This is a genomic window from Deltaproteobacteria bacterium (assembly GCA_016709225.1).
Taxonomy (GTDB): domain Bacteria; phylum Myxococcota_A; class Polyangia; order Nannocystales; family Nannocystaceae; genus Xiheibacterium; species Xiheibacterium phototrophicum.
On the sequence record JADJEE010000002.1, the window covers coordinates 1,229,753 to 1,254,080 of the forward strand.

The following is a 24,328-nucleotide window of genomic DNA, read 5'->3' on the forward strand; positions in this document are numbered from 1 at the left end:
CCCGGGCGAAGTATGATGCCGCCCGTGCGCCTCGGCCGGCACGATGCTGCGATGTTGGTGCTCGTGCTCGTGCAGCCGTGGGCCTGCAGCTCGACGTCCAGCACCGACCCGAGCACGGCGACGTCGGCGGGCTCGGGCTCGGGCACGAGCACCGGCGCCTCCGCGGCGGACAGCGCCTCGGAAGGCTCCGGCAGCAGCGCGGACTCGGGCGGCTTCGTGGCCGACCCCGATGGCGGCGCGCCGGTGTCGTGCAACCTCTACCGCGACGAGTGCCCCATGGGTCGCAAGTGCTCGCCGTTCGCGAGCGATGGCGGCATGGTGCCGAACGCCGCGCGCTGCGTGGACGTGGTCGCGTCGCCGCAAGCGAGCGGGCAGGCGTGCACCATGCAGGAGTGGCCGGCCAGCGGCCTCGACGACTGTGATCGCGGACTCACCTGCGTGGTCTACGACGCCGAGACCCTCGACGGCACCTGCGTCGCGTTGTGCATGGAGGACGCCGAGCAGCCCGACCTCGTCTGCGCCGACACCACCGCGCGCTGCGTCGGACCGCCGGATGCGATCCCACGGCTGTGCACGAGCTCGTGCGATCCCTTCGGCGCCGACTGCCCGGGTGATCGCGGTTGCTACCGCATCCAGGATCACTTCACGTGTCTCGACGATGCCTCGGGTCCGGGTGGCGCCTACGGCGACCCGTGCATCTTCACCAACCAGTGCGACTCCGGCATGCTCTGCGCCGATCCGCCCGAGTTCTTCGAGTGCGGCAACGCCGAGGGCTGCTGCACGCCGTTCTGCGACACCCGCGATCCCGACGCCTCCGCCAGCTGTCCCGGCGCGCCCGAGCACATGTGCGTGCGACTGTTCGATCCCGGCGACGGCCCGCCGCTCTACGACTGGGTCGGCGCCTGCGTGGTGCCGACCGAGGGCGGACCATGAGCGCGCGGGCGCTGCTGCCGTACATGTTGGTGCTGGCCTGCACCCACGCGACGCCGAGCCCATCGCCGGTGCCGGCGCAGCAACCCTCGGCCACCCCCGCGCCGGCACCGACGCCGCCGACGCTCGCACTCGCATCGCACGCCGCGACGACGCCCGCGGACGATGCCGGCGCGCCGGCCCCGGCCACGCCGGCGGTCGACGCCGGCGCAGCGCGACTGCCCGACGGCACCGCGATCGCAAGCTGCGAGGATGCGCCCGCCAACATGTCGTGCATCCCCGGCGGCGCGATGATCCGCGGCACCGACGATGGTCCCGAGAACACGCGACCGGCCGCCACGGTGCACCTGCAGACGTTCTACATGGACCGCTTCGAGGTCACGATTGCCGAGTACAAGGCCTGTGTGCGCGCGGGCGCGTGCCCCAAGGGCGGTCCGTTCTATCCCGACTTCTCGCGTCCGCATCAGCCCATCGTCGGCATGACCTGGCGCGGTGCGAAGGCCTTCTGCGAGGCCCACGGCAAGCAGCTACCGACCGAGGCGCAGTGGGAGAAGGCCGCTCGCGGTGATGCCGGCGCGCTGCACCCGTGGGGCGACGAGCGCCCCAGCTGTCGTCGCGCGGTGATCAAGGACAAGCGTGGCCGAAGCTGCGGCACACCGATGGCGCGCAGCTCGGAGCCCTACAAGGGCCGCACCTTCGTGGTCGGTTCGCGGCCCGCCGCCGCCTACGGCCTCTACGACATGGTCGGCAATGCCTGGGAGTACGTCGCCGACTGGTACGCGCCCGACTACGCCAGCTGCGGCGACGCGTGCATGGGTGTCGATCCCAAGGGTCCGTGCGGTGGGGTCGAGCCCTGCCCCGGCCACGACCAGAAGCTGGTCAAGGGCGGCTCGTGGTACTGGAGCGGCCAGCTGGGCAACGGCGCGATCCGTCGCGCACAGCCGCCGGACAATCGCCCCTTCCATCACTACGGCTTCCGCTGTGCGGCTTCGCTCGAGCAGGCCGCAGCGCTGCGCGGCAAGCCGCTCGCCGCCGAGGCCCCCCGCGAGGGCGAGCCGAATCCCGACCGCGAGCGTGGGCTGTAGCGCCGCGACCCGCGAGCATGCGGAGCGACGCCGCGTGGTCAGGGCGGCCGCGCGGTCGTCAGCACGAAGTTGATGCGATCGCGCTGCGCCGGCGGCTTGGGACCGACCACGTCCTCGAGGGTCTCGACCCCGGGCGCGGCCAGCCACGCCAGGAAATCCTGCAGCGGCTGCGCGTTGTAGACGTAGTCGCGATTGACCTGCCACACCAGGCGCGTGCGCAGCAGCAGCGAGCGCGCGTCGCTCGGCAGCGCCGCGAGGTTGCGCTCGAACTGCGGGGCGTACTGCTCCCAGTACTCCTCCGCGTTCGACACGTAGACCACTCGCACGACCACGCCGAGCTCACGCGCGGCCTGGGCGATGCCGACCATGCCGAGCTCGTCGAGCAGGTTGACCCGCAGCGCACGCACGCGACCTCCGAGCACCAGCTCGCGCACGAACGCGTAGGTCTCGTCGTCGGTGAGCCAGCTCGGGACCCGACGCCGCGCGAGCTTGCGCTCGATGCTGCGCAGGCGCCAACGGAACATGTCGCGGTTGTTGCGATACAAGCGACGCACGCGATCGTCGGCGACGGCGTCGTCGAGCACCTCCGCGATCGCATCGGTCGCCTCCGGCTCGAACGCCGCCAGGAACTCCTTGCGCGAGCCGCAGTGCCGCAGCAGCGCGTGGTACATCGCGTGCACGCGCATGACCTTGGGATCGTAGTCGATGAGCCACGCGAACTCGGGTCGCTGCCAGCCCATCATGAGATAGGCCTGATCGGGCCCGACGCCGACGTAGCCGCCGCCGAGGCCGGTGATGACCTCGCGGAAGGCGTCGAGCGACCACTCGTTACCGACGATGTACGAGACGTCCTCGAGCTCCTTCACGATGCCGCCACGCAGCTTGGGCTCGGGATCCTCGGGCGAGTCGAGCAGGCGGGCGTGCTGGGCCGGCGACGCCGGGGCCGGCGCGGCGGGACCCTCGATGAGCGTCGCATCGACTTGCGGCGTCCTGGGCTCGACCGCGGCCGGCGGCGACACGACGGTGACGGGCGGCGGCGGCTCGATCGCTCGTGGCGTCTCGCGCGTCGGCGCGGGCACGACCACGGGGGCGGCCGGCTCCGGCGACGACGACGTGCGTGCGCGACCCGGCGAGCAGGCCAGCTGACCCACCGCGAGCCACAGGGCGATCCGATGCGCGCGCACGTGCGCCCCACAGGTACCGCAACCGCGCCGCCCTGGCCAACTTCCCGGGTGACGCCCACGCGCTCGCGGCTGCGCGGGTCCGGCTGCCCGCCGCATCGGGCAGGGGGCTTGGACGACCGCCTTCGCTATGATCGTCCCCGATGTCCGACGACGATCCCCTCATCCCCCCGATCGGCGCGGTATCCCAGGGCGAGCGCCTGTTCCGCGTGAACTGGGTTGCCTCGCTGGTGCGCTCGCCCAGCGGCATCGGCCTGCTGCCGGCGGAGTTCGTCGCGCGACAGGGGCGCAACGTCCGATTGATCGACGTGCGCGAGCCCGACGAGCTGGTCGGGCCGCTGGGGCACATCCCGGGCTCCGACTGGATCCCCCGTGGGCGCGCGCCTTCGCTGGCGACCCGCGTGGAGCGGGACACCCCGGTGATCCTGATCTCCCGCGGGGGTGAGCGGGCCGGCGAGCTGGCCAAGCTGCTCGAGCGCGAGGGCCTGCGCTTCGTCGCCGCGCTCGAGGGTGGCATGGTCGCGTGGAAGAACCTCGGCTTCGGCACCTCGCGAGATCGCGAGATCCTCGAGCGCGCCGATCATCTCCGCGGTGCACCGGCCGCGTCCGCACCCGACGCCGCGCTGACGATCGAGCGCATCGAGCGACACGTGGGTGATCCCGCGGCGGTGCGCTTCATCAGGCTGGCCGCGCTGCTGCTGCACGGACGGATGTCGTGCGTCGACGGTCGCGACGACAGCAGTGTCGTCGGCACGCTGGGTGGCGACGCCGGTGAGTTCCTGCTGCTGCTCGGGGCCATCGAGCGCGAGTCGGGCAAGGCATTCTCGCCGCAGGAGGTCCGCGCGCTGCTGGCCCGGCGGCTCGATGCACTGGGGCGCTTCTACATGCACACCGACGTGCACACCGCCAACCTGCTCATCAAGTCGTTGCGCAGCGACCGACGGCTCGACGCCGCGCTCGCGAACGTGTTCGAGACCCTCGAGTGGCGTGCGTTCATCAGCGACCCGCCGCTCGAGCTGCGCGAGATCCTGCTCGAGCACATGGTCCAGCCGGCACACCTCGGCTGCGGACACGTGCGACTGCTGTGGAGCGACTCCGAGCGCTACGGCGTGCGACGCGAGCTGACCTCCGCGTTCGTGCGCGCGTTCCTGCAGGCGCGATGGGACGGCGCGATCGAGGCCGAGTTCGTGCCGTTGGCCGGAGGCCACGCCGAGCGCGGCGTGCTGCGCGTGTTCGTCGAGCAGGAGCTGCAGCCGTTCTCGCCGATCCCACTCATCTCGCCCTCGTGCGAGGGCACGCAGATGTTCGTGACCCACCCGCAGGTGGTGGGCTTCCTGCGACGGCAGCTGGTCGCGTTTGCGCTGCAGCAGCGCGCGTTGGTGCCGCGGCTGGATCCCGAACGATTGCTCGCGACGCTCGATGCCATGGCGGGCACGCAGGCCACCGCGACCCTCGGCGTGCTCGCCAAGGGCCTGCCGATCTTCGACGTGACCTGGTCGCCGGGCCTATGGAACGTGGAGTCGGGCGGCGTGGTGCCGGGCTGACCTCGGGCTAGCGGCGCGCGCGGAAGGCCGCCAGTGCAGCGCGGCGCTCGTTCCACACCGGCGGCGCATCGGCCCACGCCACCTCGACCTCGTCGAGCAACGCGTCGACCTCGGCCGGGTCGCCGCCGCCGCGATCGATCGCTCGCGCGAGCACGAACTTCGACAGCGCCGCGTCGTAGGGCAGAAAGCCGGCGTGCGACCAATCGGCCGCGGCGGCGCGGGCCAGCGGCAGCGCGGTCTCGAGGTCGCCGAGCTCGAGCTCGATCTCCGCGAGTACCTGCTCGGCGTAGGCGAACTCCGGTCGCTCCGGCGCGCCCGCACGCAGCCGCTCGACCGCGGTGCGGGCATCGGCGAGTCCGAGCTCGGGGTGACCAGCCTCGCGCAGCGCGTCGGCGAGGTTGGCCCGCCCCGCAGCGGCCTCGAACCACTGCTCCCGATCGTCCAGGATCTCGAGCGCGCGCCGCATGAGCGCCACCGCGTCGTCGTAGCGATGCAGACCGAGCATCCCGCCCGCCTCCTCCATCATCGACGACGCGACCCGCAGGTTCTTGCCGCCCAGCACCGCCTCGAAGATCGACCGCGCACGCTGCTCGGCGGCGATCGCCTCCTCGAACCGACCGAGGTACCGCAGCAGCTCGCCCTCGTTGTGCAGGGTCATCGCGTAGTCGGGGTGCAGCTCGCCGCGGGATCGCAGCGCGATCGCGGCCGCGCGTCTGGTCAGCTCGAGCGCGAGCTCGACGCGACCGGCGGAGAAGTTCGAGCTGGCGAGGTTGACGTACGACATCACCAGCTGCGGATGATCGGGGCCCAGCGCCTCGAGCCGCCGCTGGGTGACCGTGGTGTGCAGCTCGAGCGCGCGCTCGACCTCGCCGGCGTCCTCGAGCACCAGCGCGGTGCCCTCGAGGATGCCATCGAGCTCGTCCGGCGCGTGTGCGCGAGCGCCCTGCTCGGCCGATGCCAAGCGCGCGAGCGCATCGGTGCTGCGGCCTTCGTCCCACAGCAACATGCCTTCCGCGAAGTCGATCGCCACGCGCGCCCGTGCGGCCGCCGGCGAGGTCGCGAAGCGCTCGATCGCCGCGCGCGCGTTGGCCACGTACTCGTGCCCGCGCGCATGATCGTGCAGGTGCTCGAGCTCGACGTGGACCAGCTCGTTCCAGGCCAGGGCCGCGTAGACGTCGTGACCGCTGGCGCTGGCGACCTGCGCCGACGCCAGCAGCAGCGCGCGTCCGTCGAGCGGCCGCCCCGCCTCGACCTCGATCACGGCTTGCATCGCGAGCGCCTCCGCGAGCAACGGCTCGAAACCCAGCTCGCGCGCCTGTGTGACGAGCTGCTCACCGCGTGCCTCGAGCTCCTGCGCCTGACCGGCGAGCAGCAAGCCCGAGACCTCCGCCAGCTCGTCGCGCACCAGCGCAACCGCCTCGCGACCAGCGGCATCGTCGGGCTCCGGCATCTCACGGGCGAGGTCGCCGTCGCGGCACAACGCGACGCGTGGGAGCCCGCGCTCGATCGCCACCGCGTCGAGCTCGCCCGCGCGCTGGAGCAGCGCCGTGAACGCAGCGCGCTGCCCCGTGAGGCACGCGCGACGCTGCTCCCCGGCGCGGGGATCGGTGGCAGCGCAGGCCTCGGTCCACGCGCTGCCCCACGCGGCCGCCCAACCTTCGATGCGAGCCTCGACCGCCGGCGGCGCCGCGAGCTCGTGACGTGCGGCCTCGGTCCAGGTGCCGGCGAGCGGCTCGCGACCGCGACACGCCTCGAGCTCGCGCGTGCGGCCCAGCGCACCCACGCCCACCGCGACCGTCGTCACCGCGGCCGCCAGTGCCCACCACCGCCGCCGCTGCGGCGGCTGCAGCGAGCGCAGCACCGCCGCCATGTCGGGCGGTCGCGCGTCGCGATCGCAGGCGAGGCCCGCGAGCGTCGCGGCGCGTAGCCACGTCGGGATCCCGCGGGCGCGCAACGGCTCGTCGGAGGCGCCGGCACGTTGCGCCTCGACGATACCGCGGGCGCTCGACGCCTCGAACGGCCGCCTGCCGGCGAGCGCCTCGTAGAGCGCGACGCAGAACGCGAACACGTCGGCGCGCACGTCGATCGCGAGCCCACGGAACTGCTCGGGTGCCATGTACGCCGGCGTGCCGACCGCGGTCCCGGTCTGCGTGAGCGAGCCGCTGTCGTCGAGCAGCAACGCGTCGGACAGCGGCACCGGCTCGCCGCTGCGGTGCTCGTCATCGGCCTGGGCGAGGCCGAAGTCGGTGACCTGCACGCGACCACCACCGTCGACCAACACATTGTCGGGCTTGAAATCGCGGTGCACGATGCCTTGCTCGTGGGCCGCCTGCAGGCCCAGCGCCGCCGCGCGAAACGCCTCGAGCAGCTGCGTCCACGGGCGCGGGCGCAGGGCACACCAGCGACGCAGGGTCATGCCATCGACCAGCTCCATGACCACGAAGACGCGGCCGTCGAAGAGCCCGGCGTCGTAGATCGCCACCACGTTGGGGTGGCGCAGGCGCGCCATGGTCTTCGACTCGCGCACCAGCCGAGCGACGCGATGCTCCGGGTCGTCGCGATCGAGTGCGCGTGCGTCGAGGGTCTTGATGGCGACGTGGCGCTCGAGGTTGGTGTCGATCGCCTCGTGCACCTCGCCCATGCCGCCGCGCCCCAGCAGCCGCAGCACGCGATAGCGGCCCGCGACCACGCCCGGCAGACCACTCGCGCCCGTCAGCAGTCGGGCAACCACCACGCGACAGTCATCACAACCGTCGAGGTGCTCACGCAGCGGCTCCGGTCGGTCCGCACGCCCCTGCGACAGCTCGATGAGGGCCTGCTCCGGCGGACACGGCGAGGTCGGGACGTTCACGACGGCGGCCAGCGTAGTCGAGCCGCAGTGGACCGCGAAGCGTCGGTCACGGCAACCCCCGATCGCATTCGTCGGGTGCGCGTGCGACAACTTCGGTCGGGACGCGTCGACGGATCACCCGGGTTGTCGATGTCTCCACGCGCTGCCAGGGCACGACCCTGGTACCATCGACCACGAATGGACTCCGAGCAGGTCCTGCGATCGGCGTGGACGGGTGCGTGCACGCGTTTCCCCGAGCTCCGCCTGGCCTTCGACGCCTACGCGGCACACGTCCGCGGCGTGCTCGGGGGCGGCGACGAGGCCGTACTCCCCAAGCTGGCGCTCGAGGACCTGTTCCTGGCCTGCGCGTGCCTGCGGGGCGATGACGCAGCACTGCGGCGCTTCGACCGCGACGTGCTCGGGGCCTGTGACGCCGCGGTGCGCGGGCTCGACAATACCGACAGCTTCCTCGACGAGGTCAAGCAGCGCCTGCGCACCAAGCTGCTCGCCGGCGACACCGAGCAGCCGCCCCGCATCGGCGAGTTCGCTGGCCGCGGCGCGTTGGTGGCGTGGGTCACCGTGGCGGCAGTCCGCACGGGGCTCTCGCTGCTGCGCGAGCGCAAGCGGGCCGAGCGCTTCACCGGCGACGGCTGGGCCGAAGCACTCGCGCTGCCGGATGTCGGTGACGTCGAGGTCGACTACGTGAAGCAGCGCTACCGCGAGGACTTCACCCGCGGGCTCGTCGAGGCCTGCCGGGCCCTCGCCGCGCGCGAGCGCACCATCTTGCGGATGCACTTCGTCGACGGCCTCAACATCGATCAGATCGGCGTCGTCTACGGCGTGCACCGAGCCACCGTCGCGCGCTGGATCGCCAAGAGTCGCACCGCCCTGCTCGAGTCGACGCGCGCGTGGCTGACCGAGCACCTCGCGGTGCCGAGCTCCGAGTTCTCGAGCCTCGATCGGCTCGTGCGCAGCCAGCTCGACGTCAGCCTCGGCGCGCTCTTCCCCGAGGACGAGGCCGACGAGGCCACGCCGCCGGGGTAGCAGCTGCGACCGCGACCGCGCACTGGCACCGCGGCACCCCCATGCGGTATGGCTTTGGCCATGCCCACGCCTTGGCTTCGCGCCCTCGCCCTGTGCTCGTCCCTGGCCCTCGTCGCGTGCTCGTCCGACGGCGACGGCGGTGGATCGTCCGGTGACGCCAGCGCGGGCTCGAGCGACGGCTCCTCGGCCGGCGGCAGCAGCAGCGGTGGCAGCAGCGGCGGTGGCAGCAGCGGCGGCGTCGACGGTTCGACCTCGATGCCGGACGAGAGCGGCAGCAGCGGGCCCGGCGGCGCGTGCACCGACGAGTTCCCTGCGATCGTGACCGACATCGACGAGACGCTGACGGTTTCCGACGAAGAGTTCCTCATGCAGCTGTCGGACGGCAGCTACGATCCGCTCGAGCGCGAGGGCGCCGCCGAGCTCGTCACCGGCTACGCCGAGCTCGGCTACCGTGTGCTCTACCTGACCGCGCGCTCCCAGACCCTGGTGGTCGCCGGCACCAACGAGACCGCCGAGGAGGCCACCGCGCGCTGGCTCGACGAGCACGGCTTCCCCAACGACACCACCACCACCACCTTGGTGCTGGCGCCCAACCTCGTGGTCGGCGAGGGCGCGCGCACGTTCAAGGCCGAGCAGCTGGCGATGTTCCAGGCCCAGGGCTGGCGCTTCGACTACGCCTACGGCAACGCCACCTCGGACATCGACGCCTACGCCGACGCCGGCATCGCACTCGACGCGACGTTCATCATCGGCGAGCACGCCGGCGAGAGCGGCACGGTTGCTGTCGCCGGCGAGGACTGGGTCGATCACGCCGCTGCGCAGCTGCCGACGGTGATGGCGGTGTGCGAGGCCGCGTCGGGCTGAAGCAGCGCTGCTCGGGCGGCCTTTACAAGCGCACCGCCGCTGGGGTGCAATCGTCGACGATGGCGACCACGACGGACGACACGTTCGCAGTCACGTTGCTCGACGTCATCCTCGGCTACGACTGCAACCTCGCGTGCGACTACTGCACCATCACCGAGGCCATGCGGCGCCGCGCGCTGCCGACCGCCGCGGTGGTCGCCGAGCTGGTCCGCGCGCGCAGCGAGGGCATCTCGCGGGTCTCGTTCACCGGCGGCGAGCCGACCCTGCGCCGCGACCTGCTCGCGCTGGTCCGGCACGCCCGCGCGCTGGGCTTCGACGACATCAAGCTGCAGACCAACGGACTGCTGCTCGGCGCCGGTGACAACCTCGCGCGGCTGCGGGCCGCGGGGGTCGATCGCGTGTCGGTGTCGATCCACACCCACGAACCCGCCGCCTACGAGAGCCTCGTGCGCCGCGCCGGCACCCATGGGGCGATGGTCGCGGGCCTGCGGGCGCTGGTCGCGGCCGGCGTGGACGCCAGCGCCGACGTGATCCTGCAGCGCAGCACGTTCGCGCGGCTGCCCGCGGCGTTGCAGTGGCTGCACGCGCTCGGCGTGCGTGCGGCCGATCTGTGGTTCGTCTCGCTGAGCGACGGCAACCGCGACAACCTCGCGTCCATGCCGCGCATGACCGAGGTGATGCCGGCGGTGCACGAAGGCCTGGCGTGGGCGCGCGCGCACGGCATGTCGGTGCGATCGCTGCACCTGCCGCGCTGTGTGCTGGGCGAGGATCACCCCCACGCGTGGGATCCGGCGGCACAGGGCGTGCGGGTGGTCAGCCCCGACGCGGTGTTCGATCTGCGGCGCAGCAAGATCACGGGGTCGCAGCAGGTGGCGGCGTGCAGCGGCTGCCGCTTCGCCTCGCAGTGCCCGGGCGTGCGCGCCGACTACCTGGCGCGCTACGGCGACGCCGAGTTCCACGCAGTCCCGGCGTAGCCCGCCCCGCGGCGCGCGTGCGTCGAGGCCAGCCGGTCGCGCTGGCGACTACTCCCGAACGAGCCCGTAGGCCCACGCGTCGACGTAGTGACCGTCCTTCAAGGCCCACTTGCGCATGGTGCCCTCGCGGACGAAGCCCGCCTTCTCCAGCACGCGCGCCGACGCGGGGTTCCACGCGAACACGCCCGCGTGCAGGCGCACCAGTGCGAGCCGAGCGAACGCGTACTCGACGGTCGCACGCACCGCGGCGGTGGCGAGCCCGCGCCCCCAGTAGTGACGACCGAGCCAGTAGCCGATCTCCGCGCTGTGGCAGTGCACGTCGACGCCCGGCACCAGCCCGACCCCGCCGACGACACGGTCGTCGCAGAGGATCGCGAAGTTCAGCGGCGGATCGATCGCTTCGTTGTAGGCGATCCAACGCTCGGCATCGCCGCGCGCGTAAGGATGCGGGAAGCCATCGCGAAGGTTGCGCCACACCTCGCGATCGTTGGCGACCGCCACGAGCGCGTCGGCGTCGCCCGATCGAAACGGGCGCAGACACGCACCGGGTCCGAGCGGCGCCGTCGACATGCCGGGATCGTAGCAGCGCACCCGCGACCCCGGGAGCAGCGACGCGCGCGAGGCGGCTCGGACCGGCGTCCGGCGACGGTTGCCGCCGCACCGTCCGTGGCGGCTTGGAACGGCGGCGAAAGCCGCGATCTGTCGCTGCGCTTGCGGCCGGGCCGCATTTGCCCGGCCCCGCTGCGCACCGCGTGCGCTATCCTCCGCGCGAACGATGTTCCTGCGCCTGCACGACGTCGAGCTGTGGACACCGGAGCCGGCCGGTCGCGTCGACGTGCTGATCGCAGGCACGCGCGTGCTTGCGATCGGCGCCGCGCTGCCCGAGCTTCCGGAGGCGTTCGGCGGCTGCACCACGCTCGCGCTCGAGGGTCGCCGCGTGATCCCGGGCATCGTCGATGCGCACGTGCACGTGACCGGCGGTGGCGGCGAGGCCGGGCCGCACACGCGCGTGCCACCACTGTCGGCCGGCATGCTCGCCCACAGCGGCATCACCAGCTGCGTCGGAGTGCTCGGCACCGACTCGACCACGCGCACCGTCGCCGAGCTGGTCGCGCGTACCCTGGCCCTGCGCGCCGAGGGCCTGTCGGCGTGGTGCTACTCGGGCAGCTACACCGTACCGCCGCCGACACTCACCGGCTCGGTGCGCGGCGACTTGGTGTGGATCGATCCCGTGATCGGCGTCGGCGAGCTCGCGCTGTCGGATCACCGCTCGTCGCAGCCGACCCTCGACGAGTTCCTGCGCATCGCGGCCGACGTGCACGTCGGCGGCATGATGGCGGGCAAGGCCGGCGTGCTGCACCTGCACATGGGCGACGGCGTGCGCGGCCTGGACCTGGTCCGACGTGCGATCGACGGCTCGGAGCTACCGGCCTCGATGTTCCATCCCACCCACGTCAATCGCAATCCCGCGTTGCTGCGCGAGGCGCAGGCGCTCGCACGCGAGCACGGCTGCACCATCGACATCACCGCGTTCCCCGACGAAGACCTGGGCGGCGCGATCGCAGCCCACGAGGCAATCGCCGACTGCCTCGACGCTGGGGTCTCGATCGACCGCATCACCTGCTCGTCCGATGGCGGCGGCTGCATGCCGACCTTCGACGCCGACGGCCGCATGACCGCGATGGGCGTGGGCCGACCAGGGGCGCTGCTCACCGCGCTGCAGCGCACGCTCGCGCTGGGCCTGTCCACGGCCGCGGCGCTCGGCCCCTTCACGCGCAACGTCGCCCGGCTCTTGCGACTCGATCGCGGGCACATCGGCGTCGGCGGCTGCGCCGACCTGCTCGCGCTCGACGACGATGGCACCCTGCACACGGTCGTGGCGCGTGGCCGCGTGTGGCTCCGCGATCGGCAGCCCATCCACACCGGCCCGTTCGAAACCGCCTAGCACCCGACGTCAGCAACTCCCATGTGTCCAGCAAAGGTCGATCCCAGCACTGACCGCGGCTTCATCGTCCCGGTCGGTGGTGCCGAGGACAAGCAACACGACGCAGTGATCCTGCGCCGTTTCGTCGAGCTCGCCGGCGGCGACGAGGCCCGCATCGCGGTCATCCCCACCGCGTCGCGTCAGAGCGACACCGGGGCCAGGTACGAGGGCATCTTCAGTGAGCTCGGTGCGGGGGCGGTGGACGTGCTCGCCTTCGACGAGCGCCGCGACGCCGATCGAGAGGACTGGAACCAGCAGCTCGCCAAGGCCACCGGCGTGTTCCTCACCGGCGGCAATCAGCTGCGCATCTCGACCATCCTCGGCGGCACCAAGGTGGCGCGACAGATCCGGGCGCTCAACGCCCGCGGCGTGATCGTCGGCGGCACCTCGGCCGGGGCCGCGATCCTCTCCGAGCACATGATCGCGTTCGGCGAGAGCGGCGCGACCCCGCGCGCGGGGCTGGTCTCGTTGGCGCCGGGCTTCGGCCTCACCAACCGCGTCATCATCGATCAACACTTCCGACAGCGCGACCGCCTGGGGCGGTTGCTGGCGGCGCTGGCCTACAACCCCTTCGCGGTCGGCCTCGGGCTCGACGAGGACACCGCGGCCTTCATCGACGCCGACGATGTCGTCGAGGTGGTCGGCGCCGGCGCCATCACGGTCGTGGATGCATCGTCGCTGGAGCACTCGTCGATGGGCTTCGCGAGCTCCGGCGACGCCATCTGCCTGACCAACGTGAAGCTCCATGTGCTCACGCCCGGCGGCAAGTTCGACCTGCGCACGCGCACCGCGACACCGCCACGCAGCTCGGAGTAGGCGCGCCGCATCTGCTATCGTGTTCGCGAGCGTGCCCCGCGATTCTCCTGCCATCGCCGCGTTCGTGACCGCTGCGGGCCTGTCCGGCGCGAGTCCCGGGGACGCATCGGCGCTCGCGGAGGCGACGGCGCGGGCCGCCGCCGCGCGGGCGGGCGTGGTGACCGAGCCCGAGGACTTCGCCGCGGCACTCGGCGCCAGCGTCGGCGACCACGACGACGTGGCGGCCGCGATCGCTGCGATCGCACGGATCAACCTCGGCGATCTATGGCTGGCCTGCGCGTGCGCCAAGGGTCAGCGCGCAGCGCTCGACCAGCTCGACGCCCTGCTGGCCTCGCTGCGCCCCACGCTCGCCCGCGTGGGCCTCGACGCCGGCGCCATCGACGAGCTGCTGCAGCAGCACCGCGCCCGGCTGCTGGTGCACGAGCGCGAGCGGCCGCCGCGGATCCTCGCGTTCCGTGGCCACGGCGATCTGCGCAGCTGGCTGAAGGTCGCACTGGTCCGCGAGGCGCTGCGATCGCAGCGACGTGGAGCCGCCGCCGACGCTGGTGACGACGACGAGCTCGAACACCTGATGTCGCCGGGGCCAGACCCGGAGCTCGCGGCGATGCTCGCGACCTACCGCGCGGGCTTCCGCGAGGCCTTCGGCCGCGCGCTCGCCCGCTTGCCGCCCCGAGACCGCAACGTGCTGCGCTACCACCTGCTCGAAGAGCTCGCGATCGACGACATCGGCGCGATCTACCGCGTACACCGAGCGACCGCGGCGCGATGGCTGGTCCGCATCCGCGAGCAGCTGCACGACGACACGCGCAGCGAGCTGCGGGCGACCCTTGCGCTCGCCGAACACGAGCTCGACAGCGTGCTGCGGCTGTTGCGTAGCCAGCTCGACGCCAGCATCGCCCGCGGCCTGGCGCCAAGCGCCCAGTAGATTTTTTTCGCGATCGCGTGCGACTTGGGGCGAGCTCCCGCCTCCTGCTCCGCATGCGCATGTTCGTCGCTTCGTCCCCCGCCCTGCGTCGCTCCCTCCCGCTCGCGCTCGCGCTGGCGCTCGGCCCCCTGGCATGCGGCGGGGGCGACGGCGGAGGCGGCTCCGCGCTGTTGGCGTTCGACGGTCAGCAGGACTTCCTCCCGGGCTTCGACTACGACAGCGGATGGTTGCCCGAAGGCAGCCCGGTGTCGATCCGCGCCACCGCGACCGCCAGCGGTGGCGTCACCGTGCACGCCCAGGCCACCGCCGACGGTGACGCGCTGATGCCCGTCGCAGGCAGCGGCACGCTCGCGGTCGAGGGCGCGCTCGCGCTCGAGGTCAGCGCGCGCATCGACACGATGGGCATCGAGTACGAAGGCGTGGTCGAGACCTTCGCCTACGCCATCGATCCCGTCATGCAGGGCTTCGAGCCGTTCGCAATCGACACCGCGGTGCCGGCCACGGCGACCCTCCCGGCCGCAGAGCTGGGCCGGGTGCCGATCCCCTCCGTGCCGGGTGCCTCGCTGGTGCTCGCCATCGAGGGCGGCGAGCTGTCGACGGTGTTCACCGGCGTGTGTGCGACCGCGGCGGGCGGGCTCGCGCAGTACACCGGCTCGCTGAACACCAGCGGCACCATCGACGCGGCCGCCACCGTCGAGATCGAGGTCCCGATCGTCGGCACACAGAGCTTCGGCCCGTTCGCCTTCCAGGTGCCGATCCCGGCCAGTGATCACGCCGTCGACCTGGGCACGCTCACCCTGCCGAGCGGCGAGGCCACCGACGCGGCCGGGCCCTGCAACGGTGTCGGCGCGGGCACCGACGCCGACACCGGCGGCGGCGACGGCAGCGGCGGCAACACGAGCACCGCGAGCACCGCGAGCACCACCAACGCCACCGGCACCGACGCCAGCGGTGGGCTCGACACCAGCGGCGGCGGTGAGACCGGCACGACCGACGCGGGCGAGGCCTCGCAGGGCAGCTCCGACGCCGGCAGCCCCGACGGCGATCCCAACTATCCCGCGATCGGCGACGGCTGCCCGAGCGGCAGCGTCGGCATCGGCATCGACACGGACATCGAAAACAACGTCTGCGCGCCGCCCTGCGACGGCAGCGGCGTCTGCCCCGACGGGGCCACCGGCGATGCGGTGCCGGTGTGCGCGTTCAATCCCGACTCGACCTACGACCCCTGCAGCGGCGACGGCGAGTGCTCGGGCGGTGAGTCATGCGCCGGCGGCCTGTGCGAGCTAGCGCCGACGCACTGCGTGCTCGCGTGCGACGACACCACGACGTGTCCGGACACGATGGCCTGCCTGCTCGGCTTCTGCACCGTGCCGGTCTGAGGCGAGCTCGCGCTCGAGCATCCGCGCGGCCCACTCCACCCGCGCCGCCTCGATGGCCTGGTTGCCGTAGACGACCACGGTGACCGCCTCGCTGTCGAACATGTGCATGACCGACAGCAGCACCACCGCGGCAGCGCCCGCGGCCGCGGGCTCGAGGCCGAGCGAGCGTCCGCACAGCGCGACGATCGCCGCCTCGAAGTGTCCGAGCCCGGACGAGGCCGCGCGCCGCAGCTCGGGATCGGTGCGCGCGGCGATCATGATCTCGCGCCATGCCGCGTGCAGCGGGGTGCGGCAGATGCCGCGGATGAGCTCGACGAAGGGCCGGAAGCCCTCGACCCGCGGATCGAGCTCGGCGTCCGCGAACGCGTCGAGGTGGCGCTGCCCGATGGCGTCGGCGGCCGCGACGATGACGTCGCGACGCGTCGGGTAGTGGCGGAACAACGCACCCTGTGAGACGCCGGCGCGCTCGCAGATCGCCGCGACCGAGCTGCCCGCGTAGCCCAGCTCGGCCAGGCACTCGATGGTCGCCGCCAGCAGGCGGCTGCAGGTCGACTCACGACGCGCGGCTTGTGTACGACGGCTCGAAGGCGCGCTCGGCATGCTCGTGCTCCGGTTGCACCCGCACCGCGGGCGTGGCCACGCCGACCCGCAGGAACGAGCCGTGACGGCGCGTGGTGCCGAAGCCCGGCGCGAAGCGACCGTCCTCGTAGACCACCTCGCCGCCGATCATCGTGGCCGTGACCGCACCGTCGTTGCGCCGGACCATGCGCGAGAGCCCGCCCATCATCGTCATCGGGGCCTCGTGGTAGTCGGCCAGCGATGCGTCGAGCCCGGCCGGGTCGATGATCACGAGGTCGGCGCGGTCGCCGGGCTGCAGGCGACCGGCATCGATGCCGTACCACTGCGCGAGCTCACCGGTGAGCTTGTGCACGGCATGCTCGAGCGGCACCACCGGGCGGCCTTGCGCGGCGGCATCGCGGATCTCTCGCAGGTAGTAGAGCGCGAAGTTGTAGAACGCCATGTTGCGCACGTGGGCGCCGGCGTCGGAGAAGCCGATCTGCACGCTGTCGTGGCTGGCGAGCTCGACCAGCTTGCGCGGACGGTGGTTGGCGATCGTCGTGCGCCAGCGCAGCCGCGCGCCGTGGGCGACCACGAGGTCGAGGAACGCGTCGACCGGGTGGATGCCGCGCTCGTCCGCGATCGCGCCGAAGGTGCGGCCGACGAGCGCTGCCTCGGGGGCGCCGACGATCTCCGCGTCGTAGAAGTTGCGGTGCCACACCCGCGGCGAGAAGCGCCGGTCGTAGTCCTTGCGAAAGCTGCGACGGTAGGCCTCGTCGCGCAGTAGCTCGTTGCGCGCGAGCTCGTCGGCCAGGTGCAGCGCGGCCTCGCCGGCGGCGAACTCTTCGAACACCACCAGGTCCATGCCATCGGCGTAGACCTCGAACGGCATCGGCACCGTCTGCCAGCGGAACTCGGTGCCGGCCGAACGGTTGGTGAACGACACCAGCGCCGTGATCGCGTCGCTGAGGCTGGGATTGGCCTTGGTGTCGGCGGCGCTGATGAGCGTGGTCTTGAGCGGCTTGCGGACGCCCCAGCCGCCGCTGGCGGCGAGGAACAGCAGCACGTTCACCTTGGTGGTGATGTTGGGTGCGCTCTGCAGCACGCGATCGCGGCGGCGCAGGATCGCATGGAAGCGGCGGTACTCGCCCCAGGTGGCGTAGGTCGATGGCAGTCGCGCCGAGCGATGACGCTCACCACCGACCTTGTCCCACGGGTTGGTCATGGTCGACAGGCCCAGGTAGCCGGCATCGAGCGCCTCCTCGAGGATCGCCTCCATGCGGGCCTGCTCGTCGGCGGTGGGGCGCTCGTCGGGGTCGACGGCGCGCGACAGGCCCATCACCGAGGTGCGCAGATCGGAGTGGCCCAGGTAGCACGCGATGTTGGGCCCGAGCGGTCGCTGCTCGAGCCCCTCGATGTAGCCGGCCGGGGTCGACCAGGTCTTGTGGCGCGTGAGCGCCGGCAGCACCTGCTCGCGCGGCAGCGCCTCGACGCGCGTGAAGAAGTCGGCGCAGTCCTCGGGCGACGAGAGGATCGTGCTGAGCGAGCACGAGCCGACGAACACCGTCGTCACGCCGTGACGCACCGACTCGTGCAGGCCCGGCGCCGCCAGCAGCTCGGCGTCGTAGTGGGTGTGCATGTCGATGAAGCCCGGCATCACCCAGCGGCCGTCGGCCTCGATCACGCGATCGACCGCGCGCGGATCGACGGCGGCCGCCTCCTGCTCGCTCGCGACGACGCCGTCGGTCACCAACACGTCGCGCACGCACCCCGGCGCACCGGTGCCGTCGAAGAAGAGTCCGTTGCGAATGAGCGTCTGCATCGCGGCTGTCCTCCGGCGGCGGTCCGAACTTAGATAGTGAACGCTATCTAACTTGGCCTGCCAACCCGGCGTGGGCACGACCGCCGCAAACCTGCGTTCGCGGCCTATCGGCGGGACTTGGCGGGCAGCCGGTCGGGGTACGGCACGTCCCCGCGCGCGAGCATCTCGACGAACTGCGCGATGCGTCGCGTGCGGGTCTCGGGTCGCTTCGCGGTCTGCACCCGATGCAGGATCGCGAAGCGGTTGGTGCCATCCAACGTCGCGAACAGGCGCGCCGCCTTCGCGCTCTTCGCCAGCGCCGCCTGCAGATCGTCAGGCACGCGCGCCGCCTTCGGTGAGTCGTACGCGGCGTGCCAGCGACCATCGGCCTGGGCGCGCTGCACCTGCGCGAGCCCAGGCGGACGCATGCGGCCGGAGTCGATCAGCGCCTGCGCCTTGGCGACGTTGATCTTCGACCACGGTCCACCCGCGCGCCGCGGTCCGAAGCGCTGCAGCCACGCAGTGTCGTCGAGCGCACGCTTCTGGCTGTCGATCCACCCCCACGCCAGCGCGACGTCGAGCGCCTCGGCGTACGTGAGGTGCGGTGGATGACCGCCCTTCCCGAGCTTGAGGAGGATCGGCCCACTGGTGCCGTGGTGGGCCGCCAGCCAGCGATCGAACGCCGCCGCATCGGTGAAGCTCTCGACGGGTTCTGCCGGCTTGCCGGCGTTGGCGGTGGGTTCGGCGGCCTTGCGGGTCGCGGAGCGAGATCGTGGCGTGGCCATGCCCAGGTGCGCAGATGGTAGCGAACGCAGTCCACGCACGCGAACCTAAGAGTCTTCTCAGGCTGCTCTAAAGGCTGCGCTCGACCACCTTGCTACAACCACCCCGTGTCCGCCACGTCCCTGGTGCTCGCCCTCGTGCTCGCCGCTCCCGCCCCGGGGCCGGTGCCACCGCCCGACGACGGCGCCCACTTCGATCGCAGCGGCCGCGCGCTCTCCTTCGACGAGGCGATCGGGCTCAGCGAGCAGCTGCCGTCGACGAAGATCCGCGCGCAGGCGGTGCGCGAGCGAGAGCTCGGCGATCGCCGGATCTCCGGCACCATCGCGCAGCCGCAGATCTGGCTGCAGCCCGGTGTGCGGCTGCTCCCCCGCGAAGCCCAAGCGTTCACGCCGCAGGCGATGATCACCCAGACGTGGAGCCTCGGTCGCCTCGGTAGCGCGCGCCGCAAGGCCGCGAAGGCGGAGCGCACGGCGATGGCGTCGGAGCTGAGCGCTCGCCAGCTCGCCCACCGCCTCGAGGCAGCGCGCACGTGGATCGATCTGCACACCGCGCAGCGCGAGCTCGAGCTGGCCCGCCACGAGGGTGACGTCGCGATCGAGTGGGTCGCGCGGGCCGAGGCTGCGCTCCGCGCGGAGCTGATCCTCGCCCCCGACGTCGCCGAGGCCCGCGCGTACGCGGCCGAGGTGCGCTCGCGTCACCTCGAGCTCGAGGGCCGCGTCCACGATCTCGGACTGCAGCTGGCGCGCGACGTCGGCGAGGACCCGTGGCGGCCGCTCGTCGCCGACGGCGCTACGCCCGATCCGCGACTACCCGACGAGGCCGAGATCGCCCGGCGATTCGCCGACGTCGGCGAGCTCCCCGAGGTCCAGGCGCTCCGGCTCGCCGCGGTGGCCAAGCGCGCCTACGCGGTCGAGAGCCGCGCGCAGTACCGTGGCAGTCAGCTGACGCTCGGCGGCCAGATCGATCGCGACGAGCGCGACGGATTCCTCGCCTACGGCATCGTCGCGCTGTCGGTGCCGACCCGCGGCGCGGGCGTGCGACAGCACGGCGAGATCATGAGCGAGGTCCATCGCCTCGAGGCCGAAGCCGCCGACACCCAGCGCGCGCTGTCCTCGCGACTGGCGACCACGCTCCACGATCTGCACCACACGCAGGTGGTGGTCGAGAACCTGGGTGGCGCGCTGCTGCCCGAGCTGCGGGCGGCCGCCACCGCCCACGAGAAGGCCCGCGACGTCGGCGAAGGCACGGTGTTCGAGCTGTTCTCGGCACGACGTCGCGTGCTCGCGGCCGAGAACGCCCTGGTGGCGGCCGAGGGCGCGCAGACGTGGGCGCGACTGCAGACGTGGTTGCTGCTGGCCGAGCTGGAGGCGCCGCGATGATCCGCCGCCTCGCGCTCGCAAGCCTGCTCGGCGGCTGCACCCAGCCATGGACGCCACCGCCGACGGCAGACACCGCCCACGAGAGCTCGGCGCGCAGCCCGTGGGTCGCGGTGGTCGCACCCAGCGATCCCAGCCTCACCGAGCTCGCCGCGGAGGTCGTCGGTGACGCGAGCTCGCGCTCGCAGATCTCTGTGACGTATCCCAGCAAGGTGACGGCGATTCGCGTGCGCGTGGGCGATTCGGTCCACGCCGGCGACGTGTTGGTCGACGTGTTGGTGCCCGAACTGGTGCGCGCGCAGGCCACCGCGGCCTCGGCCGCCGAGCGCATCGAGCTCCAGCGCAAGCGCATCGATCAGCTCGACGCGCTGCGCGGTGAGGGGCTGGTCGGCGGGCGAGAGCTGTTCGATCTGCGCGCGACCCTGGCCGAGCTCGAGGCGCAGCGCCGCGAGGCCCAGGCCATCGTCACGGGTGCGGGCATCGGCGAGCGCGGAGCGGTCTACGAGCGTGGGGTGTTGCGCCTGCGCGCGCCGGCCGACGGCACGGTCACCGGCATCGAGGCCGTGGTCGGCGAGATGCACGACGCCGCCACCGGCCCGCTGATCTCGCTGGCCCGCGACTCCGACGCGCGCATCGAGGTCCACGCGACGCAACCACTGCCCCCCGGTGCGTCGCTGAAGTTCGCGATGCCCGACGGTCGCGAGGTCGAGCTCGCCGCGACCCCGGTGGCGCAAGTCGTCGATCCGAGCGACGGCAGCCTCCGGCTATGGTTCGATCCGGCCACGCGCACGCCGCTGCCCCACGGCGTGCGCGGACACGTGCTGATCCACGCGGTGCAAGGCGGCGCGCTGCAGGTGCCCGAGCGCGCGATCGCATGGCAGGACGGGCGAATGGTGGTGTTCGCCCGCGACGGCGAGGGCGTGCGACCGGTCCCGGTCGAGGTCGTGGGTCGATCGGGCAGCTCGGCGCTGGTGCGCGGCGAGCTCGCGCTCGGTGAGCAGGTCGCCGGCGACGGCGCAGCCTGGATCACACCCGTGGAGGACGAGTGAACGCGATCGCACGCATCGTTCACGGCGCGATCGGTCACCGCGTCGCGGTGATCGTGGTGGTGTTGATGCTGGCGGCGGTGGCCGCCGTCGGCGTGCGTCGCCTGCAGCTCGATGCGCTGCCCGACATCACCAGCAACCAGGTCATCGTGCTCACGAGCGCCCCCGGCCTCACGCCGGAGGAGGTCGAGCGCCTGGTGACGCGCCGCGTCGAGATCGCGATCGGTGGGCTGTCAGGCGTGGTCGAGCAGCGGAGCCTGTCGCGCTTTGGCATCTCGTCGGTCACCGTGGTCTTCGACGACGACGTCGATCCCTGGCGCTCGCGACAGCAGGTCCAGGAGCGCATCGGCAACCTCGCCGGCGAGCTGCCCGAGGGCGTCGATCCGCCGCAGCTGGGCCCCTTCACCGGCGGGCTCGGCGAGGTGTTCCACATCTCGTTGTCCTCACCCGAGCGATCGCAGGCCGAGCTGCTCGAGCTGGCCGAGCTGCGCGTCGCACCGATGATGCGTGGGGTCGAAGGCATCGTCGAGGCCAACACGTGGGGTGGTCGCCGACGTTCGCTCGAGGTCCGCGCCGACGCCCGCAAGCTGGCCAAGAACCGCGTGACCTTGGCCGAGCTACAGCTCGCGCTCGAGCGCGCCACCGGGGCTGCGGCCGGCGCCTCGATCCCCGCCGGCGGCGGGCAGGCGCTGCTGCGCGGCGTGGTGTGGCCGCAGGGGCCCGTCGATCTCGGCGCCGCGATCGTGCGCCACGGCGACCCCGAGGGCCACGAGCGGATCATCCGCGTGGCCGACGTCGCCGACGTGGTGTGGGGCGACCTCCCGCGCATCGGCGCGGCGACGGGCAACGGCGGCGGCGAGCTGGTCTACGTGATGCTGCAGATGGCGCTGCACGCCAACGCGCTCGAGGTGGTCGGCCGCGTCCACGAGCGCATGGACCAGCTGGTGCCGCTGCTGCCCGCCGACGTCGCCATCGAGGTCGTCTACGACCGCAGCGACCTGGTGCTCGCGACCCTGCAGACCGTGGGCAAGAACCTCGCCGAGGGTGCGGTGCTGGTCATCGTCGTGCTGGTCGCCCTGCTGGGGTCGTTGCGCGCGGGCATCGTGGTGGCGTCGGTGATCCCGCTGTCGATGCTGGGCGCGGTCGCGGCGATGGTCGCGTTCGGCGTGCCGGGCAACCTCATGAGTCTGGGCGCGATCGACTTCGGGCTGCTGGTCGACGGCGCGGTGGTGATGGTCGAGCGTGCGTTCCACGAACTGCCGTCGATCCGGGACCGCGACGAGCCCACCCTGCGTCGTGCCACGATCGCCTCCGCGATGGGCCAGGTGGCCGCGCCGATGACCTTCTCGGTCGCGGTGATCGTGCTGGTCTACGTGCCGATCCTCTCGTTGGCGGGCGTCGACGGCAAGATGTTCCGGCCGATGGCGCTCACGGTGGTGTTCGCCCTGCTGACCGCGTTGGTGCTGGCGATCGTGTGGGTGCCGGCGGTGTCGGCCGCGTGGCTGCGACCGCGCCACGTGCCGGTTCGCGATCCGTTCCTCGTGCGCATGATCCAGCGGATGTACGCACCGGTGCTCCGACTGGCCGCCGGCGCGCCGCTGCTCATCGTCGTCCCGGCCGCCGCGTTGCTGGTCGTCGGCGTGCTGACCTACGTGCGACTGGGCTCGGCCTTCGTGCCGCAGCTCGACGAGGGCGACCTCGTGATCCAGACCACCCGCAGCCCCGACATCTCGCTCGAGCGCTCGATCGCCGATGCCACCCACCTCGAGCAGGTCGTGCGCGCCGCAGCGCCCGAGGTCGAGGGTGTAGTCTCGCGCATCGGCAGCCCGGCGGTCGCCACCGACATCATGGGCCTCGAGATGGCCGACGTGTTCGTCCAGCTGGCGCCGCGCGAGCGCTGGCGCCCCGGCCTCGACAAAGACACCCTCATCGCCCAGATCGAAGCCGCCATCGCGCGCGAGGCCCCGGGGTCGTCGCCGGGCTTCACCCAGCCGATCCAGATGCGCTTCAACGAGCTGCTCGGCGGCGCGGTCACCGACGTCACCGTCGAGATCTACGGCGAGGATCTGACCGAGCTCCAGCACACCGCCGAGCGGGTCCGCAGCATCGTCGGCGAGGTCGACGGTGCCCACGACGCCCGCATCATGGCGCCGCCGTCGGTGCCGGTGCTCGATGTGCGGCCACGCCTGCTCGACGCCGCGCAGCTCGGCATCGACGCGACGGCGGTGCTCGACATGGTCCGCGCGGTGCGGGCCGGCGTGCCGGTGGGCACCACGTGGGACGGCCCGGTGCAGGTACCGATCCGCCTGCGCCTGGGCACCGACGCGACCGCCGCGACCCTCGCGTCCACGCAGGTGGTGACCGCGACCGGCAGCTTGGTGCCGCTGTCGCGCATCGCCGACGTCGAGATGTCGCCGACGCCGGCGCTCGTCAACCGCCACGAGGCGCAGCGTCGCGTGATCGTCGGCTTCAACGTGCGCGGACGCAGTCTCGGCGACGTGGTCACCGACGCCCGCGCGGCGATCGAGGCGGCCGAGGTGGTGCCGCGCGGGCAGCGGGTGCGGTATGGCGGGCAATTCGAGACGCTCGAGGAGGCCAAGGCGCGCATGGCCGTGGTCGTGCCGATCGTGATGGTCGGCATCGTCATCGTGTTGGTCGCGTTGTTCCGCGCGTTCGGACCTGCGCTGCTCATCTTCCTCAACGTGCCGTTCGCCGGGGTCGGGGGCGTGCTGGCACTCGCGAGCCGGGGCATGCCGATGTCGATCTCCGCGGCGGTCGGCTTCATCGCGCTGTCGGGCATCGCGGTGCTCAACGGCGTGGTGCTGCTCTCGGGTATCCGCCAGCTGCAGCGCGAGAGCATGGCCGCGGGCGCGGCCGCGATCACGGCCGCGCGGCAGCGCGTGCGACCGGTGGTGATGACCGCGTTGGTGGCGGCGCTCGGCTTCATCCCGATGGCCGTCGCGACCGGCGTGGGCGCGGAGGTCCAGCGTCCGCTCGCGACCGTGGTGGTCGGCGGACTGGTGACGTCGACGTTGCTCACGCTGGTGGTGTTGCCGGCGCTGTACCAGCTGGGCGCGCGGTGGTTCGGCCACGGCGCTCACCCGGACCCCGCGGACACCGAAGCCGCGGCGACGGTGCCCTCGTGATCGGGCCCCCGTCGGGCGTATCATCGTCGCGCGGCGACTCCGGCGAGGGCCCGGGCCTCCGC

Annotated in this window: 19 protein-coding genes; 13 read left to right on the forward strand and 6 right to left on the reverse strand. The window is 72.4% G+C overall.

The window, feature by feature from the left end:
- The first annotated feature begins 24 nt into the window (after positions 1-24).
- Positions 25-933, forward strand: coding sequence for a hypothetical protein (locus IPH07_19365; GenBank protein MBK6919562.1), 909 nt, complete (start codon positions 25-27; stop codon positions 931-933).
- Complete coding sequence (locus IPH07_19370; protein MBK6919563.1) at positions 930-2,015, forward strand: SUMF1/EgtB/PvdO family nonheme iron enzyme; 1,086 nt, start codon at positions 930-932, stop codon at positions 2,013-2,015. Before IPH07_19365 ends, IPH07_19370 begins: the two co-directional genes overlap by 4 nt.
- A 38-nt stretch (positions 2,016-2,053) precedes the next feature.
- Here the strand turns inward: IPH07_19370 and IPH07_19375 are convergent, their stop codons facing one another.
- Entirely contained in the window at positions 2,054-3,199 is a 1,146-nt protein-coding gene (locus IPH07_19375) for a hypothetical protein (GenBank protein ID MBK6919564.1), read from the reverse strand.
- Positions 3,200-3,339: 140 nt separating this feature from the next.
- Between IPH07_19375 and IPH07_19380 the strand changes: the two genes are divergently transcribed.
- Complete coding sequence (locus IPH07_19380; protein MBK6919565.1) at positions 3,340-4,740, forward strand: rhodanese-like domain-containing protein; 1,401 nt, start codon at positions 3,340-3,342, stop codon at positions 4,738-4,740.
- Between the two features lie 7 nt (positions 4,741-4,747).
- Here IPH07_19380 and IPH07_19385 read toward each other — a convergent pair whose 3' ends face one another.
- The gene (locus tag IPH07_19385; protein ID MBK6919566.1) at positions 4,748-7,591 is read right to left on the reverse strand and encodes a protein kinase; all 2,844 of its coding nucleotides are present in this window, start codon (positions 7,589-7,591) and stop codon (positions 4,748-4,750) included.
- 177 nt (positions 7,592-7,768) lie between these two features.
- On the opposite strand from IPH07_19385, the gene IPH07_19390 reads away from it, so the two are divergent.
- Genes IPH07_19390 through IPH07_19400 form a run of 3 tightly spaced genes read left to right on the forward strand, consistent with a single transcriptional unit; the run spans position 7,769 to position 10,452 of the window.
- Positions 7,769-8,614 carry a transcriptional regulator gene (locus IPH07_19390; protein MBK6919567.1) on the forward strand — a complete coding sequence of 282 codons (846 nt, stop codon included), beginning with the start codon at positions 7,769-7,771 and terminating at the stop codon, positions 8,612-8,614.
- 60 nt (positions 8,615-8,674) lie between these two features.
- Complete coding sequence (locus tag IPH07_19395; GenBank protein MBK6919568.1) at positions 8,675-9,478, forward strand: hypothetical protein; 804 nt, start codon at positions 8,675-8,677, stop codon at positions 9,476-9,478.
- A gap of 59 nt (positions 9,479-9,537) precedes the next feature.
- Positions 9,538-10,452, forward strand: a complete 915-nt coding sequence (locus IPH07_19400) for a radical SAM protein (protein ID MBK6919569.1) — start codon at positions 9,538-9,540, stop codon at positions 10,450-10,452.
- A gap of 48 nt (positions 10,453-10,500) precedes the next feature.
- On the opposite strand, the gene IPH07_19405 is transcribed toward IPH07_19400, so the two are convergent.
- Positions 10,501-11,022, reverse strand: a complete 522-nt coding sequence (locus IPH07_19405; GenBank protein MBK6919570.1) for a GNAT family N-acetyltransferase — start codon at positions 11,020-11,022, stop codon at positions 10,501-10,503.
- Positions 11,023-11,227: 205 nt separating this feature from the next.
- Here IPH07_19405 and IPH07_19410 point away from each other — a divergent pair, with 205 nt between their 5' ends.
- The 4 genes from IPH07_19410 to IPH07_19425 are packed head-to-tail and all read left to right on the forward strand — an operon-like array spanning position 11,228 to position 15,556.
- The gene (locus tag IPH07_19410) at positions 11,228-12,397 is read left to right on the forward strand and encodes a beta-aspartyl-peptidase (protein ID MBK6919571.1); all 1,170 of its coding nucleotides are present in this window, start codon (positions 11,228-11,230) and stop codon (positions 12,395-12,397) included.
- A gap of 21 nt (positions 12,398-12,418) precedes the next feature.
- A complete protein-coding gene (locus IPH07_19415; GenBank protein MBK6919572.1) occupies positions 12,419-13,252 on the forward strand; it encodes a cyanophycinase in 834 nt (277 codons plus the stop codon).
- Positions 13,253-13,283: 31 nt separating this feature from the next.
- Positions 13,284-14,177, forward strand: a complete 894-nt coding sequence (locus tag IPH07_19420) for a transcriptional regulator (GenBank protein MBK6919573.1) — start codon at positions 13,284-13,286, stop codon at positions 14,175-14,177.
- A 53-nt stretch (positions 14,178-14,230) separates the two neighbouring features.
- Positions 14,231-15,556: a hypothetical protein gene (locus IPH07_19425; protein ID MBK6919574.1), complete on the forward strand. Its 1,326-nt coding sequence runs from the start codon at positions 14,231-14,233 to the stop codon at positions 15,554-15,556.
- On the opposite strand, the gene IPH07_19430 is transcribed toward IPH07_19425, so the two are convergent.
- The 3 genes from IPH07_19430 to IPH07_19440 form a co-directional block, all read right to left on the reverse strand.
- A complete protein-coding gene (locus IPH07_19430; GenBank protein ID MBK6919575.1) occupies positions 15,461-16,156 on the reverse strand; it encodes a TetR/AcrR family transcriptional regulator in 696 nt (231 codons plus the stop codon). The genes IPH07_19425 and IPH07_19430 overlap by 96 nt on opposite strands.
- Entirely contained in the window at positions 16,110-17,936 is a 1,827-nt protein-coding gene (locus tag IPH07_19435) for an amidohydrolase family protein (GenBank protein MBK6919576.1), read from the reverse strand. The genes IPH07_19430 and IPH07_19435 overlap by 47 nt, the downstream gene beginning before the upstream one ends.
- Before the next feature lie 104 nt (positions 17,937-18,040).
- Positions 18,041-18,700, reverse strand: a complete 660-nt coding sequence (locus IPH07_19440; protein MBK6919577.1) for a YdeI/OmpD-associated family protein — start codon at positions 18,698-18,700, stop codon at positions 18,041-18,043.
- A 105-nt stretch (positions 18,701-18,805) separates the two neighbouring features.
- Between IPH07_19440 and IPH07_19445 the strand changes: the two genes are divergently transcribed.
- Genes IPH07_19445 through IPH07_19455 form a run of 3 tightly spaced genes read left to right on the forward strand, consistent with a single transcriptional unit; the run spans position 18,806 to position 24,266 of the window.
- On the forward strand, positions 18,806-20,077 hold the full coding sequence (locus tag IPH07_19445) for a TolC family protein (protein ID MBK6919578.1): 1,272 nt from the start codon (positions 18,806-18,808) through the stop codon (positions 20,075-20,077).
- Positions 20,074-21,123: an efflux RND transporter periplasmic adaptor subunit gene (locus IPH07_19450; GenBank protein ID MBK6919579.1), complete on the forward strand. Its 1,050-nt coding sequence runs from the start codon at positions 20,074-20,076 to the stop codon at positions 21,121-21,123. The genes IPH07_19445 and IPH07_19450 overlap by 4 nt, the downstream gene beginning before the upstream one ends.
- 5 nt (positions 21,124-21,128) lie before the next feature.
- Positions 21,129-24,266, forward strand: coding sequence for an efflux RND transporter permease subunit (locus IPH07_19455; GenBank protein MBK6919580.1), 3,138 nt, complete (start codon positions 21,129-21,131; stop codon positions 24,264-24,266).
- Positions 24,267-24,328: the final 62 nt, after the last annotated feature.